The 13,023-nt window shown below is 72.6% G+C and carries 11 protein-coding genes; 4 read left to right on the top strand and 7 right to left on the bottom strand.

Annotated features, from left to right (window positions below):
- Positions 1–46: 46 nt before the first annotated feature.
- On the top strand, positions 47–571 hold the full coding sequence (locus OHU74_RS03935; RefSeq protein WP_371614588.1) for an NUDIX domain-containing protein: 525 nt from the start codon (positions 47–49) through the stop codon (positions 569–571).
- Positions 572–581: 10 nt separating this feature from the next.
- On the opposite strand, the gene OHU74_RS03930 is transcribed toward OHU74_RS03935, so the two are convergent.
- Both OHU74_RS03930 and OHU74_RS03925 read right to left on the bottom strand, forming a co-directional pair.
- Entirely contained in the window at positions 582–1,364 is a 783-nt protein-coding gene (locus OHU74_RS03930) for a serine protease (protein WP_371614587.1), read from the bottom strand.
- A 149-nt stretch (positions 1,365–1,513) separates the two neighbouring features.
- Entirely contained in the window at positions 1,514–3,010 is a 1,497-nt protein-coding gene (locus OHU74_RS03925) for a hypothetical protein (RefSeq protein ID WP_371614586.1), read from the bottom strand.
- A gap of 182 nt (positions 3,011–3,192) precedes the next feature.
- On the opposite strand from OHU74_RS03925, the gene OHU74_RS03920 reads away from it, so the two are divergent.
- Both OHU74_RS03920 and OHU74_RS03915 read left to right on the top strand, forming a co-directional pair.
- Positions 3,193–4,482 (top strand): bifunctional GNAT family N-acetyltransferase/ATP-binding protein, encoded by a 1,290-nt coding sequence (locus tag OHU74_RS03920; protein WP_330295023.1) that lies wholly within the window; start codon positions 3,193–3,195, stop codon positions 4,480–4,482.
- A 314-nt stretch (positions 4,483–4,796) separates the two neighbouring features.
- Positions 4,797–5,123 (top strand): DUF6191 domain-containing protein, encoded by a 327-nt coding sequence (locus tag OHU74_RS03915; protein WP_371614585.1) that lies wholly within the window; start codon positions 4,797–4,799, stop codon positions 5,121–5,123.
- On the opposite strand, the gene OHU74_RS03910 is transcribed toward OHU74_RS03915, so the two are convergent.
- From OHU74_RS03910 to OHU74_RS03890, 5 genes are all read right to left on the bottom strand, one after another.
- Positions 5,101–5,811, bottom strand: coding sequence for a hypothetical protein (locus tag OHU74_RS03910; protein ID WP_371614584.1), 711 nt, complete (start codon positions 5,809–5,811; stop codon positions 5,101–5,103). The two genes, OHU74_RS03915 and OHU74_RS03910, sit on opposite strands and share 23 nt — an antisense overlap.
- The gene (locus OHU74_RS03905) at positions 5,808–7,415 is read right to left on the bottom strand and encodes a serine/threonine-protein kinase (RefSeq protein ID WP_371614583.1); all 1,608 of its coding nucleotides are present in this window, start codon (positions 7,413–7,415) and stop codon (positions 5,808–5,810) included. The genes OHU74_RS03910 and OHU74_RS03905 overlap by 4 nt, the downstream gene beginning before the upstream one ends.
- A gap of 137 nt (positions 7,416–7,552) precedes the next feature.
- Positions 7,553–8,809 carry a Tm-1-like ATP-binding domain-containing protein gene (locus OHU74_RS03900; RefSeq protein ID WP_371614582.1) on the bottom strand — a complete coding sequence of 419 codons (1,257 nt, stop codon included), beginning with the start codon at positions 8,807–8,809 and terminating at the stop codon, positions 7,553–7,555.
- A gap of 48 nt (positions 8,810–8,857) precedes the next feature.
- Entirely contained in the window at positions 8,858–9,334 is a 477-nt protein-coding gene (locus OHU74_RS03895) for an NUDIX domain-containing protein (RefSeq protein ID WP_371614581.1), read from the bottom strand.
- A gap of 70 nt (positions 9,335–9,404) precedes the next feature.
- On the bottom strand, positions 9,405–10,454 hold the full coding sequence (locus OHU74_RS03890) for a cation diffusion facilitator family transporter (RefSeq protein ID WP_371614580.1): 1,050 nt from the start codon (positions 10,452–10,454) through the stop codon (positions 9,405–9,407).
- 210 nt (positions 10,455–10,664) lie between these two features.
- Here OHU74_RS03890 and OHU74_RS03885 point away from each other — a divergent pair, with 210 nt between their 5' ends.
- Positions 10,665–13,013: an FHA domain-containing protein gene (locus tag OHU74_RS03885; protein WP_371614579.1), complete on the top strand. Its 2,349-nt coding sequence runs from the start codon at positions 10,665–10,667 to the stop codon at positions 13,011–13,013.
- Positions 13,014–13,023 lie beyond the last annotated feature (10 nt).

Here is a 13,023-nt window from a genome sequence, read left to right as displayed (position 1 = left end):
TGGGGTCGGAGCCCTCGTGGGGTCGGAGTCCTCGTAGGGTCGGGGGATGACCACACCCGATTTCATCCGGACCCTGCGCGCGAGCGCCGGGCACCAGCTGCTCCTGCTCCCCGGGGTGACCGCCATCGTCGTCGACGACGAGGGGCGGGTCCTGCTCGGGCGGCGCGCCGACACCGGGCGGTGGTCGGTGATCGGCGGGATCGCCGAGCCGGGGGAGCAGCCGGCCGAAACGGCGGCGCGCGAGGTGTTCGAGGAGACGGCGGTGCGGTGCGTCCCCGAACGGGTGGTGCTGGTGGAGATGCTGCCGCCGATCACCTATCCGAACGGGGACGTCTGCCAGTTCCAGGACATCACCTTCCGCTGCCGGGCCACGGGCGGGCGGGCCCGGGTCAACGACAACGAGTCGCTGGAGGTGGCCTGGTTCGCGCCCGACGCGCTGCCCGAGCCGCTGGAGTCCTTCGCCGTGGACCGGATCCGGCGGGCCCTGCGGGACGAGCCGACCTGGTTCTCGGTACCCGAGGCGACGGCGGCCCAGCCCGAGCGGCAGCCCCAGACCGCGCCCCGCGCGTAGGCCGTCTTCCTCAGTCGCTGTCGGCGGCCTCGCGGTAGAGCTCGACCGCCTGGTCGCCCATGACCGCGCTGTACGAGACCTCCGGGACGTCCCCGCCGCCCTGGTAGCCGCCGAGCACGCCCGCCAGGGCGCCGTCCACGAGCCAGGGGCTGCCGCTGGTCCCGCCACTGAGGTCCGGGCACTCGATGCGGCGCTGGGTCTCGGAGAACAACGTCGTGGTGTTGGCGCAGTGCAGCGGGGAGTCGTCGCTGCTCGGGTAGCCCACGATGGAGAACGTGGCGTCGGCCGACTGCTCCGCGGCCACCGGGAAGGCGCCGACCAGGTCCTCGACGGACTCGCCCTGCCGGTCGTCGGCCGGGACCACCGTCGCGAAGGCGATGTCGTCGTCCGGGTTCTGGCCGTCCTTCCAGTCCGGGGCCATGTAGGCGCTGGTCAGCTTCCACAGCCCGTACGGGGCCTCGCCGTCCCGGTAGCCGGGCGCGAAGTAGGTGCTGTCCAGGCTGTCCAGACAGTGCGCGGCGGTGGCGATCACATCGCGGTCGTCGCTGCGCACCACGGCGGCGGTGCAGAAGTGCCCGCCGTCGAGGCCGCCCGAGAAGAGCGCGCCGACCCGCCCGGCCACGGCATCGGCGGCGGCCGTGGTGGTGACTCCGAGCGGGGGCTCGGCGAGCGCGGCGGGGATGTTCAGGCTCAGCAGGGCCGTCGCCGAGGCCAGGGCCAGGAGGATCCGGGTCGCACGCCGGCCACGGGCGCGGGGGCGGCGTTCCGGTCGGGAGGGGATGCGCTGGATCATGTACAGAGCATCTCGGGCGAACCTGTGGCCGGAGCCGAGTCTTCCCTGAGAATCGGCTGTGAATCAGAGGTTCCGGTGTGGTTCTCACGCGGTTCTCAGACGGCCGCGCGCACGGCCGCGCGGCTTCCTCAGAGCCGTTCGGAGCCCGTTCAGAGCCGTTCGTAGACCGTCACCCGGCGGCCCCGGACCTGCCGGTCCTCCACCACCTTGAACTGCGCCTTCAGGACGGCGGTCTTCGCCCGGTCCGCCTCGGAACCCGACGGCCTGGCCTTCGGACCCGAGTCCGTCACCAGCAGGATCCGCCGGGGCGCCTCCAGCGCCGCCCGGATGGCGGCCGGCGAAGCCTCCTCGCCCTTGAGGGTGCCCGATTCCGCGGGGCCGCGCGCCAGCGCCACGTCGGCCAGGCCCGCGAACGCCCCGGGGGAGACCAGCGCGGTGTCCCGCCGGGCCGCCGGTACGAAGAGCACCGCGTCGCCGGCCCGTTTCAGCCGGGCCACCTCCCCCGCCACGGAGAGCACGTCGTCGATCCGACTGGCCGGGGACCTGTCGGCGAGCGCCACCGGCAGCACCGCCAGCGCCGAGGCCCCGACCGCGACCGGCACGAGCGCGGCCGAGGCCCGGGGCCACCGGGGCGCGAGGACCCGTACGGCCGCGCCCAGCCCGGCGCCGATCAGCAGGGCCAGACCCAGCATGGAGAACAGCACGTACCGGTCCAGGAAGAGCGGCTGGACCAGCGAGGCCGCGGCCAGACCCAGCAGCGGAACCGCCAGCAGCGGCAGCCCGACGGCCGCCGCCGACAGCCGGTGCGGACGGCCCGGACGGCCCGGCCGGGGCCCGTTCCACCGGTCCGCCCACGCTCCGATCGCGCCGACCGCCAGCAGGACGGCCGGACCGATCAGCATGGGCCAGGTCAGCGGCGGTATCCACGACACCTGGCCGGACTGGGTCCGGCTGAACAGGATCAGCGGCAGCGCCCCGGCCACGGCAACCGCGGAGGCGGCCAGCCAGCGGGCGAGGACACCGCGCCCGGCCCCGACCCACCACAGGGTCAGCGCGTGCGCGGGCAGGATCAGCAGCGAGAACCAGTTCAGCAGGGCGCAGACCAGCACGAGGGCCCCGTACGCCGTCCAGCGCGGCCACGTCCGCCGACCGGGGCCGGGTCGGGGCCGGGCCAGCAGTGAGACCAGCAGCAGGGTCGAGACTCCGGCGCCCCCCGCGACCAGGGAGTACGCGCGGCCCTCCTGGAGCTGGAACTGCACGGCCGGCAGCAGCCCGAGGGCCAGCCCGCCGCCCAGCCCCGCCCAGGGCCCGGCCAGCCGGCGCCCGATCAGTGCCACACAGGCGGCGGCGACCGTGATGGCCAGCACCGAGGGGAGGCGCAGGGTCGTCGTGCTCGCCCCGAACCATTCGAAGAGGACGTGCATCAGCAGGTAGTAGGCCCCGTGGACGGCGTCCACCGTGCCCAGCATGTGCCAGATCTCGCCGGCGGAGCGCCCCGCCACCTGCCAGGTCGCCGCCTCGTCGCGCCACACGCTGTTCTGCCGGGAGAGACCCCACAGACCGAGCGCCAGGGTCCAGAGGGCCGGAACCAGCCAGACGACGTACGGCTGCCTGCCCGCTCGGACGGTGGATATGTGGGATGTCATGAAGGCGTACGGATCCTCGGTCGTCAGTTCGGGCGGAAAACACCAGTCTATGGACGACACGGACGGTTTACGGACCGGTAGTTGTGCACGACGGAGCGTGATCGCAGGGCCCGCCCGCCCCTAGCCTCGCGGCAGAAGGTACGCAGAAGGCGCACAGGAGTACGAACGAGGGGCGGTACCCGGTGAACTGGCTGATCCACGACTACCGCGAGAGCGATCTCGCGGCCGTTGTCCATCTGATCGACACCACGGCCGAACTCGGCCAGGAGTCCGTCTTCTCCCTCGCCGAGTGCATCAGCGCCCTCACCGACCGGCAGCCCTGCGTGGTCGCCGTCCACCAGGGCGTCCCGATCGGCGCCGCGCTCGCCTGCGTCACCGGCGAACGGGCCTGGGTGATGCGCATCGCCATCGCCTCCGGCTGGCGCGGCCGGGGCCTGGCCAGCGCCCTGCTCGTCGAGCTGGAGCGCCGGCTCATCGCCGCCCGCGTGGGCCGCATCGCCTACGTCCTGCCCGAGGAGGACCTGCTCGGCGAGGGACTGCTCAACGCCGGTTACACCCGGCAGCCCGCCGTCGCCTACTTCGAGAAGACCGAGCCGCTGCACGGACCGGCTGCGGGCCTCCTCGACGACCTCGGCGGCCGCTTCCTCCCCAACGACCTGTGGGTCAAGGTCGCCGGCATGGAGAAGGAGAAGGACCTCATCGAGCGGCGCGTGGTCCTCCCGCTCGCCGAGCCCGAGCGGGCCGCCGTGCACGGGGTCCGGCCGCCGCGCGCCATCACCCTGTTCGGCCCGCCCGGCACCGGAAAGACCACCTTCGCCCGCGCCATCGCCTCCCGGCTCGGCTGGCCCTTCGTGGAACTGCTGCCCTCCCGGCTGGCCGACGAGGGGAACCTCGCCACCGCGCTGCGCGACGCCTTCTCGCGGATCGCCGAGCTGGAGCGGGTGCTCGTCTTCATCGACGAGGTCGAGGAGATCGCACCCGTGCGCACCGAGCCCGCGCAGCCCGGCGGGATCCACGGGGTGACCAACGAGCTGCTCAAGCTGATACCCGGCTTCCGGGAGGGCGACGAACGGCTGCTGGTCTGCGCGACCAACTCCATCCGCTCCCTCGACCCGGCCTTCCTGCGGCCCGGCCGCTTCGACTACCTGATCCCGATCGGCACCCCGGACGCGGGCGCCCGCGCCGCGATCTGGGCCCGCTACACGGCGGGGCGCGGCGATGTGGACGTGGCGGCGCTGGTGGAGGCGAGCGAGCTGTTCACCCCGGCCGACATCGAGCACGCGGCGCGGATCGCGGCGCAGGTGTCCTTCGAGCGGGACCTGGAGGCGGTGGGCGCCCGGGGCGCGGCGGCGGCGCAGCTGGGCGCGAGCACGGAGGACTACCTGGCGGCGGTCGCGCAGTGCCGGCCGACGGTGACCCCGGCGATGACGGGGGAGTTCGCGGCGGACATCGTCGCGCACGCGAGGTTCTAGGAGCGGCAGTCCGAGGGGCTCCAACGGGATATGCAAAATGGCCCGCAGCCACTCCCCAAAGCAGCTGCGGGCCTCCCGCGCGGACTTGTGATCCGTTGCGGGACGACCACGTTCCGGTTGGGGGTGTATCGCCGGCTGGAACGTGGACGTGAGAGGTGCCGGGGAAGCGTCCCTGAGCTTTCCTCGACATCTCCGAGTCAACCAGCGAAGGGGGTACGGGCACCTCGGCCGGACGGTCCCGGACGGCAGGCCGGAAGAACGGCTCCGCCTGCCGGGCCGTAGGCCGAAAGGAGGACCGGGGCTAGGGTCGGGGCATGGCCTTCGTCGTCTTCATGACCATCCCGGGGCTGGCGCTGCTGCTGACCGCCATCGCCTTCCTCGACCTGACGCTGGAACGCGCGGGCCGCGCCGGACTGCTGCCCTGGCGCTGGAGCGGCCGGCAGGGGCAGATGTCCTCGACGGGTTTCGAGCAGCTGCACGCGAGCTTCTCGCCGGGCAAGCAGAACGAGCTCAAGGAGCGGCAGAGCGCCCTCGTCATGCGCGACGACGAGGAGGACGGCGCTCCGCCCCGCTCCCGGGTGGACCTCGACGGCGGCCGCGCGGTGATCCGTCTGCCGGCTACGGGCGGCAGCGGTACGTGAACTCTGCCGCGGCCGTCCGCCGGGTGGGGGACACCAGCTGCAGTTCGGCCTTGGCGGGGTAGGTCCCCGCGCCCTGGAAGGTCCACAGCAGGTGCAGCCGGGCCTCCCGCTGCCCGCTGGGCACCCGCTCCGTCAGCTGCGCCGAGCGCGTGCCGTCACTGCGCAGCCAGCGGTAAGTGAGCACCCCCGCGCGCCCGTTGGTCCGTACGGTGGCCACCACGTCGGCGGTCGCATCGCATGCGGGGCCCTTGGGGTCGGTGGCGACCGTCACGTCGCGGACCTCCAGGGCAGGTCCGTAGTGCTGCCAGCCGAGGTAGACGAGGACGCCCAGCAGGACCAGGGCCGCCAGGGTGTAGCGCCGCCACTCGCCCTTCCGGCGGAGCGGGGCCGGCTCCGGGTGCAGCGGGAACGGCAGCGGGAGGGCGGCTGTCACCCCCGGCCCGAACCGCAGGACCGAGCCCTCGACCCGGTCGGGCTCGGCCCCGCCGGGCACGTCGAAGCGCTTGGTCTGCGCGGGGAGCTGCGCAGGGAGCTGGGCGGGGAGCTGCACGGTGCCTTGCTCCGGCCCTTGCTCCGGCCCGGACTCCAGGTCTGGCTCCGGGCCTTGGGGCGGCCCGCTGATCCAGTGGCTGCCGAGCACGGTGGCGCTGTAGTCGTCTTCGCCCTGCGGGGCGCGGGGATCGCTCATCGGGGCACCTGTACGCAGGCCTGGAACTGGTAGGTCGCGTAGACGTACCGCTGCTTGGGCGCGGCGGGCACGGTGGAGACGCGCACCGTGAGGTAGCAGGCGCTGCTCGCGCGCGGGAGGGTGTGGCTCGTCGACACGCCGGTCGGTGATCCGGCGGGGGCGGTGAGGCTTTCGGCGCCGTTCGCGAAGGAGAGGTCGTTCGGCGCGGTGCCGAGGAACCATTCGAGTGTCACGGTGGCGGGTCCGCCTTTCGCGTTGAGGCTCACGGCCGCGTTCACCGTCGCGCGCACGGGTTTGAGGTTGACGGACACCGAGGAGACGCTCACGCCCGGGGTCGGCGTGGGCGTCGGCGACTTGGTGGGTGTCGGCGTCGGCGTCGGCGGGCTGCTGTAGCTCGGCGTGGCGGACGCGGATGCGGACGGCGAGGGCGTCGTACTGGGCGACGGGCTCGGGCTCGCGCTCGGGCTGATGCTCTCACTCGGCGAGGCCGACGGGCTCGGCAGGCCCACCGGGGAGGCCGGGGCGTCCCCCGCGGCGCTGGAGGTCGCGAAGGCGTTCAGGGCCTTCGCCCCGCCCGGCTCCGCACCGACCGCCTGGTAGCCGAGTATGACCACCGCGCCCAGCACCAGCGTCGCCCCGGCCGCGACCAGGCCGCGCCGGCCCGGGGTCCACCCGGACGGAGGCTTCGGCAGGGTCGTCGTGGCCAGTGCGGTGGTGCCCTGAGCGGGGGCGGCGGCCGAGGGGAACAGCAGCGGCAGCAGGGCCGCCAGTGCGGCGAGCTTGCGCTGACCGCGCTCCTCCCAGTCGGGCCCGTACGCGGCCTGCGCGACGCCCTCCAGCTCCGCCACGAACGCCTCGGCGTTCTCCGGCCGCTGCCGGGGGTCCTTCGCCAGGCCCCGCCGGATCAGCGGGCGCACCGGTTCCGGGGCCTCGGTCTCGGGGACCGGCGCCTCGACGTGCTGGACGGCGAGCTCGGCGAAGCTCTGCCCGTCGTAGGGCTTGCGGCCGGTCAGGCACTCGAAGAAGGTCGCCGTCGCGGCGTACACGTCGGCCGCGGGGGAGGCCGGCCGGCCCTGCCACTGCTCCGGGGCCATGTACGCGGGGGTACCCGCGGCCCCGGGGGTGGCACCGAGCGGGGTGGCGATCCCGAAGTCCACGAGCTTGGAGGTGCCGTCGCCCGCCACCAGGACGTTCGCCGGCTTGTAGTCGCGGTGGACCACACCGGAGCGGTGGGCGTCGGCCAGTCCGAGCAGGGAGCCCTTGAGCAGCACCAGCGCCGCCTCGGGGCCGGTCCGACCGCTCTGCTTGAGCAGCGCGTTCAGCGGTATCCCGTCCACGAGCTCCATCACGATGGCGGCGCCGCCGGGCGCCTCCACGTACTCGTACAGCCCGACCACGTACGGGGACCGCAGTTCGCCGAGCAACTGGGCCTCGGCCCGGAACTCCCGGACGAAGGCCGGGTTCTCGAGCATCCGGTCGCTGAGGTACTTCACCGCCACCGCGGTGCCGGTGCCCTCGTGGACGGCGAGCACCACGCGGCCGCTGGCGCCCGTGCCGAGCTCGCGGATCTCCGAGTAACCGGGAACCGACCACATGCCGTTCATGCCTTTCCCCCTGCCGTGGCGTGACCGCGCCCCGGGGCCGGTCGTCCCAGGCGATCGGCCACCACCTGGGACACATTCCCGCCACGGCTGGTTCCCGTCCGCGCGATGCTCTCGGCGGGGTGGGTCGGGGCGGGACCTCAGGCGGCCGCGGCCCGCGCGCCGATCATGGCGTGCAGCCGGTCGGCCGCCGCGCGTCCGAAGTCTGGATCGTTGATGTGGGTGTCGTAGTCGTACAGCCGGGCGGCGCTGCCCCGCAGTCCGTCGCGCAGTGCCGAGAACAGTGCCCGGTCGGCGTCGGGGTCATGGTAGGGGCCACCGGGTGCGCCGAGCGTGGACAGTCCGCGCAGTGGGACGCAGACCGCTGTGGGGCCGGTGGCCGCACGGAGTTTGGCAGCGACCCGGCGGCCGAGTTCGGCGCATTCGGCCCCGGTCGTACGGATCACCGTGATCGAGGGGTTGTGGACGCGGATCCGGCGGTAGCGGACCCTCTCGGGCAGGCTCTCCATCGGCCCGAATTTCACCATGTCCAGCGCTCCCAGGCTCACCACCTGGGGGATCCCGGCCCGCCCGGCCGCGCTGAGCCGGTCGGGACCGGCGGTGAGGATGCCGCCGCACAGGTCGTCGGCGAGCTCGCTGAGCGTGAGGTCGAGGACGCCCGCGAAGATCCCCTGGCCGGCCAGTTTCTCCAGGGTGCGGCCGCCGGTGCCGCTGACGTGGAAGACCAGGACCTCGTAGCCGAGCTCGGTCAGCCGTTCACGGGCGGCGTCCACGCCGATCGTGGTCACCCCCGCCATGCTCGCCGCGATCAGCGGACGGCTGCCCTCGCCCAGCCGGGCCGGCCGCCGCAGTTCCATGGAGGCGCGCTCGAACCCCTTGGCCATCGCGGCGACGGCTTCGACGGCGTTGGTCAGGACGGGTGCGGAGATGCTGTTGATCCCCGCGATGTCCACGACGCTGTACATCATCGTGATGTCCGCCGATCCGACGTACGGGGCCACGTCCCCGGACGCCATCGACGAGACCATCACCTTCGGAACGCCCAGCGGCAGTGCGCGCATCGCCCTCGTGGCGATGGAGGTTCCGCCGCTGCCGCCGATCGCGAGGACTCCGTGGAGCCGCCCTTCGGCGTGCAGGCGTAAGAGGGTCGCTTCCGCGCCCCGGGCCATCGTGGTCACGGCCGCACCCCGGTCGGCGGCCGCGCGTAGCTGCGAGAGTTCCGTTCCCGCTGCCCGCGCGACCGCTTCACGCGGCACATCGGCGGGCACCCGGGGCTCGTCCATGATTCCTGTGTCGACCATGACCACTTCGACGCCGGCGCGCAACAGCCTCTCGCGCAGCCAGCCGTACTCCACACCCTTGGTGTCCAGGGTTCCCACCAGCACGACGTTCGTCATAGGTGCAATGTCCATGCAGGTGGGGTTTGTTGGCAAGTAAAGGGCAGGTCAACCCTTATTCTTCAAGAGTTCGGACAATCGCTCCAGAAAAGGGATTTGAGACACCACCAGTTTGGTTCTGGCCAGCGGAGGAGAAAACCACTCCACCCGGTCCAACTCGGGGAACTCCGCGGTACGTCCCGATTTCGGCGGCCATTCCATGGTGAATGTTCCCGGTACCGCCAGCGCCGGATCCAGGTCCGCCCGTACCGCCCAGATCGTCACGAGCTTCCCGCCGATCATCCGCACCTCTCCCAGCGGCAGGTACGGACCCTCCGGCGGCGGCAGCCCGAGCTCCTCCTCGAATTCCCGGCGGGCCGCGTCGACCGCGGTCTCCTCGGGCCCGTACTCGCCCTTCGGGATCGACCAGGCGCCCGCGTCGCGCCGCTCCCAGAGCGGGCCGCCCATATGGCCGAGCAGTACTTCGAGGCCCGCGGCCCCGGAATCCCTGAACAGGAGCAGACCGGCGCTCCGTTTGGTGGTCATACGCTCATGTATGCCCCGCGCGGCGGGAGTCAGTGCTCGTACGGGTACCCGTACGAGTACCCGTACGGGCTCAGTGCTCGTGCGGTCCCTGGCGGTGGACCGGGCCGTGGGAATCCGCGCAGTGCGGGTCGGCCGGATCCTCGCCCGGGCGGCCGACGGTGAGCAGGGAGTCCTGGGCGTGGTCCACCTGGAGCGTGGTGTGCGTGATCCCGTACTCCTTGGCCAGCAGGGCCTCCAGATCCCGGCGCACGGCGTGGCAGTCGCCCTCCTCGGCCACCAGCACGTGCGCGGACAGCGCCGCCTGGCCGGAGGTGATGGTCCAGATGTGCAGGTCGTGGACCTCGGTGACCGGCGGCTGCCCGACGAGGCGGTCGCCGACCGCATCCGGGTCCACATGGGCCGGAGCGGCCTCCAGGAGGATCCGACCGGACTCGCGGACCAGACCGTAGCCCGCCTTGACCATCAGGACGACCACGACGAGCGAGGCGATCGAGTCGGCCTGCCGGAATCCGGTGGTGAGCACGATCAGACCCGCGACGGCGGTGCCGATGAAGGCGAACAGGTCGTTGAGGATGTGCTGGTACGCGCCCTCGACGGCCAGGGAGGTGCGGTTCGCCTTCGAGATGCACCAGGCCGCCGCGATGTTCACGACGATGCCCGCGAGCGCCGTGACCAGGACCAGTCCGCCTTCCACGGGAGGCGGATCGAGCAGCCGGCGTACCGCCTCGTACGCCAGCCAGACCGCCAGCAGCAGCAGGGTGAGCCCGTTGGCCTGCGCGGAAAGTATCTCCGCGCGCTTGAGGCCGTACGTGAAACCGCCGCGCGCCGGCCGGGCCGCCAGCCGCATCGCGATCAGCGCGAGGACGATCGAGACGGCGTCCGTCAGCATGTGCGCGGCGTCGGAGATCAGCGCCAGGGAGTGCGCCAGGACGCCGATGACCACCTCGATGGCCATGAAGCCGACGATCAGACCGAGGGAGATGCCGAGCCAGCGGCGGTCCGCGTCGATGGAGACGCCGTGGCTGTGGCCGCCGTGGCCGTGGTCGTGGCCGCCGTGCGCGTGCTCGTCGTGGCCTGTGGTGGCGTCGTGCTCGTGCGGCGCGTGGTCCTGCGCGCTCATGGCGTCCCCCGTCAATCGTTCCGTGTTCCCGCCGGATCGGGCCGGGTGGTTCCCGCCGGATCTCACCGGATGCGTCGCCTGAAGTGAAGCGCACCTCTCGAAGATGGGCAAAGGCTGCAACGGGGACCGTTGTCATTACCCATAACGCCGTTCTGACCTGCGGTGATGCCGAGCCCTGCCGAGCTGGTCCGATCGTGGGAAAATCTCTCCATGGTCCAGCGCCACGGTGCGGCGACCGCGCCCGAGCTCGTACTCGAAACCGACCGGGGCTCCACCGCGATGAGCCCGCGCCGGACGTACCACGTCGGCCGGGACCCCCTCTGCGAGATCTGCCTCGACGACGCCCGCGTCTCCTGGCACCACGCGGTCCTGCGCCCCGACGGCGACCACTGGACACTCGAGGACGAGGACAGCACCAACGGCACCTGGGCCGACGGCCACCGGGTCCACGAATGGGCGGTCGGCGTCGGCAGCGAACTGCGCTTCGGCAGCGCCGCCGACGGCCCGCGCGTACGCCTCGTCGACCCCGCCCCGGCCCTGAACCGCCCCTCCTCCGTCTCCCACCCGGCCCTGACCGGCACCTTCCGCCGGCCGACCTCGGTGCTCCCGCTGGCCGCCAGGGCCGCCGTCCGGATCGGCCGCGCACCCGACAACGACCTGGTCGTCGACGACCTCGTCGTCTCCCGCCGCCACGCCGAACTGCGCTCCCTCGCCGACGGCACGTACGAGATCGCCGACCTCGCCAGCCACAACGGCACCTACCTCAACGGCGCCCGCATCGACCGCGCCGCCGCCATCGGCGAAGGCGACATCGTCGGCATCGGACACCGCGCCTTCTGCCTCGTCGGCAACCAGCTCCAGGAGTACGTGGACACGGGCGAGGTGTCCCTCGACGTCCAGGACCTCGCCGTCGCCGTCGACCACGGCCGCAAGACCCTCCTCGACCGCGTCTCCTTCCCCGTCGGCGCCAAATGCCTGCTCGCCGTCGTCGGCCCCAGCGGCGCCGGCAAATCCACCCTGCTCGGCGCCCTGACCGGCCTGCGCCCCGCCGACCGCGGCACCGTCCTCTACGACGGCCGCGACCTCTACCGCGACTACGCCGAACTGCGCAGCCGCATCGGCCTCGTCCCGCAGGACGACATCCTGCACGCGCAGCTCACCGTCCGGCGCGCCCTCACCTACGCCGCCGAACTGCGCTTCCCCCAGGACACCGCCAAGGCCGAACGCCAGGCCCGGGTCGACGAGGTGATCGGCGAGCTGGGCCTCGGGCAGCGCGCCGACCAGCCCATCCACAGCCTCTCCGGCGGCCAGCGCAAACGCGTGTCGGTCGCCCTGGAACTGCTCACCAAACCCTCGCTGCTCTTCCTCGACGAGCCCACCTCCGGGCTCGACCCCGGCATGGACCGCTCCGTGATGCACATGCTGCGCGGCCTCGCCGACGACGGCCGCACCGTCATCGTCGTCACCCACAGCGTGCTCAGCCTCGACGTCTGCGACCGGCTCCTCGTCCTGGCCCCCGGCGGCCGGATCGCCTACTTCGGCCCGCCCGACGAGACCCTCGGGTTCTTCGGCTTCGACCAGTGGCCCGAGGCCTTCGAAGCCTTCGAGAGCCAGCAGGGCCGCGACTGGGCCGGGGAGTACGAGGCCTCGCCGCTGCACGGCACGTACGTGACGGCCGCCGCCCGCCAGCCCCACCAGGGCGGGCACCGGCCCTCGCAGGCCTTCGTCGCCGCCCCGCCCAAGGCGCAGAGCTGGGGCTCCCAGCTGTCCACCCTGATCCGGCGGTACGCCGCCGCGCTCGGCGCCGACCGGACCTTCCTCGCCATCATGATCGCGCTGCCGTTCGTGATGGGCGCCATGGCCCGTGCCCTGGCCGGCAGCGCCCTCACCCAGGAGACGGCGATCAACGCCCTGCTGATCCTGTGCGTCGGCGGGGTGCTGACCGGAGCGGCGAACGCCGTGCGCGAGCTCGTCAAGGAACGGGTCATCTACCAGCGCGAACGCGCCGTCGGGCTGTCACGCTCGGCCTATCTGATGTCCAAGGTGGTGGTGCTCGGGGCCATCACCGTGGCCCAGGCCGTCGTGCTGACCCTGGTCGGACTGTTCGGAGTGAAACACAACGCCCCGGACGGCCGAGGCGTGTTCCTGCCCCCGCTGATCGAGATCACCATCGCCGTGGCCCTGCTGTCCTTCACGGCGATGATGCTCGGCCTGCTGGTCTCCGCCCTGGTCAAGAAGGAGGAGGTCACCATGCCGCTGCTGGTCCTCCTCGCCATCGTCCAAGTGGTCTTCTGCGGAGCCCTGCTCCAGCTGAACGGGGTACCGGTGATCGAGCAACTCGCCTGGTTCGTGCCGTCCCGCTGGGCCCTCGGTGCGATGGCCGGCACCATCGGCCTCGGCTCGATCGTGCCCGGCAGGCTCACCGACGACCCCCTCTTCGCGCACAGCGCCGGGGTGTGGCTGCTCAACCTGGGCATGCTGGTGGCGCTGTCCGTCCTGTTCGGGGTCCTGGTCCTGCGGCTGCTGCGCCGCCACGAGCCCGCGATCATGCGGAAGTAGGCCCCGTGAC

The sequence above is a fragment of the Streptomyces sp. NBC_00454 genome, from assembly GCF_041434015.1.
GTDB lineage: Bacteria > Actinomycetota > Actinomycetes > Streptomycetales > Streptomycetaceae > Streptomyces.
This window is presented reverse-complemented; position numbering and strand designations above follow the sequence as displayed.

Excerpts from the sequence above, each read along its gene's own strand:
- OHU74_RS03885 (WP_371614579.1), top strand. The coding sequence starts at position 10,665 with ATGGTCCAGCGCCACGGTGCGGCGACCGCGCCCGAGCTCGTACTCGAA.
- OHU74_RS03895 (WP_371614581.1), bottom strand. The coding sequence starts at position 9,334 with ATGACCACCAAACGGAGCGCCGGTCTGCTCCTGTTCAGGGATTCCGGG.
- OHU74_RS03930 (WP_371614587.1), bottom strand. The coding sequence starts at position 1,364 with ATGATCCAGCGCATCCCCTCCCGACCGGAACGCCGCCCCCGCGCCCGT.
- OHU74_RS03935 (WP_371614588.1), top strand. The coding sequence starts at position 47 with ATGACCACACCCGATTTCATCCGGACCCTGCGCGCGAGCGCCGGGCAC.
- OHU74_RS03900 (WP_371614582.1), bottom strand. The coding sequence starts at position 8,809 with ATGACGAACGTCGTGCTGGTGGGAACCCTGGACACCAAGGGTGTGGAG.
- OHU74_RS03910 (WP_371614584.1), bottom strand. The coding sequence starts at position 5,811 with ATGAGCGATCCCCGCGCCCCGCAGGGCGAAGACGACTACAGCGCCACC.
- OHU74_RS03890 (WP_371614580.1), bottom strand. The coding sequence starts at position 10,454 with ATGAGCGCGCAGGACCACGCGCCGCACGAGCACGACGCCACCACAGGC.
- OHU74_RS03915 (WP_371614585.1), top strand. The coding sequence starts at position 4,797 with ATGGCCTTCGTCGTCTTCATGACCATCCCGGGGCTGGCGCTGCTGCTG.
- OHU74_RS03925 (WP_371614586.1), bottom strand. The coding sequence starts at position 3,010 with ATGACATCCCACATATCCACCGTCCGAGCGGGCAGGCAGCCGTACGTC.
- OHU74_RS03905 (WP_371614583.1), bottom strand. The coding sequence starts at position 7,415 with ATGAACGGCATGTGGTCGGTTCCCGGTTACTCGGAGATCCGCGAGCTC.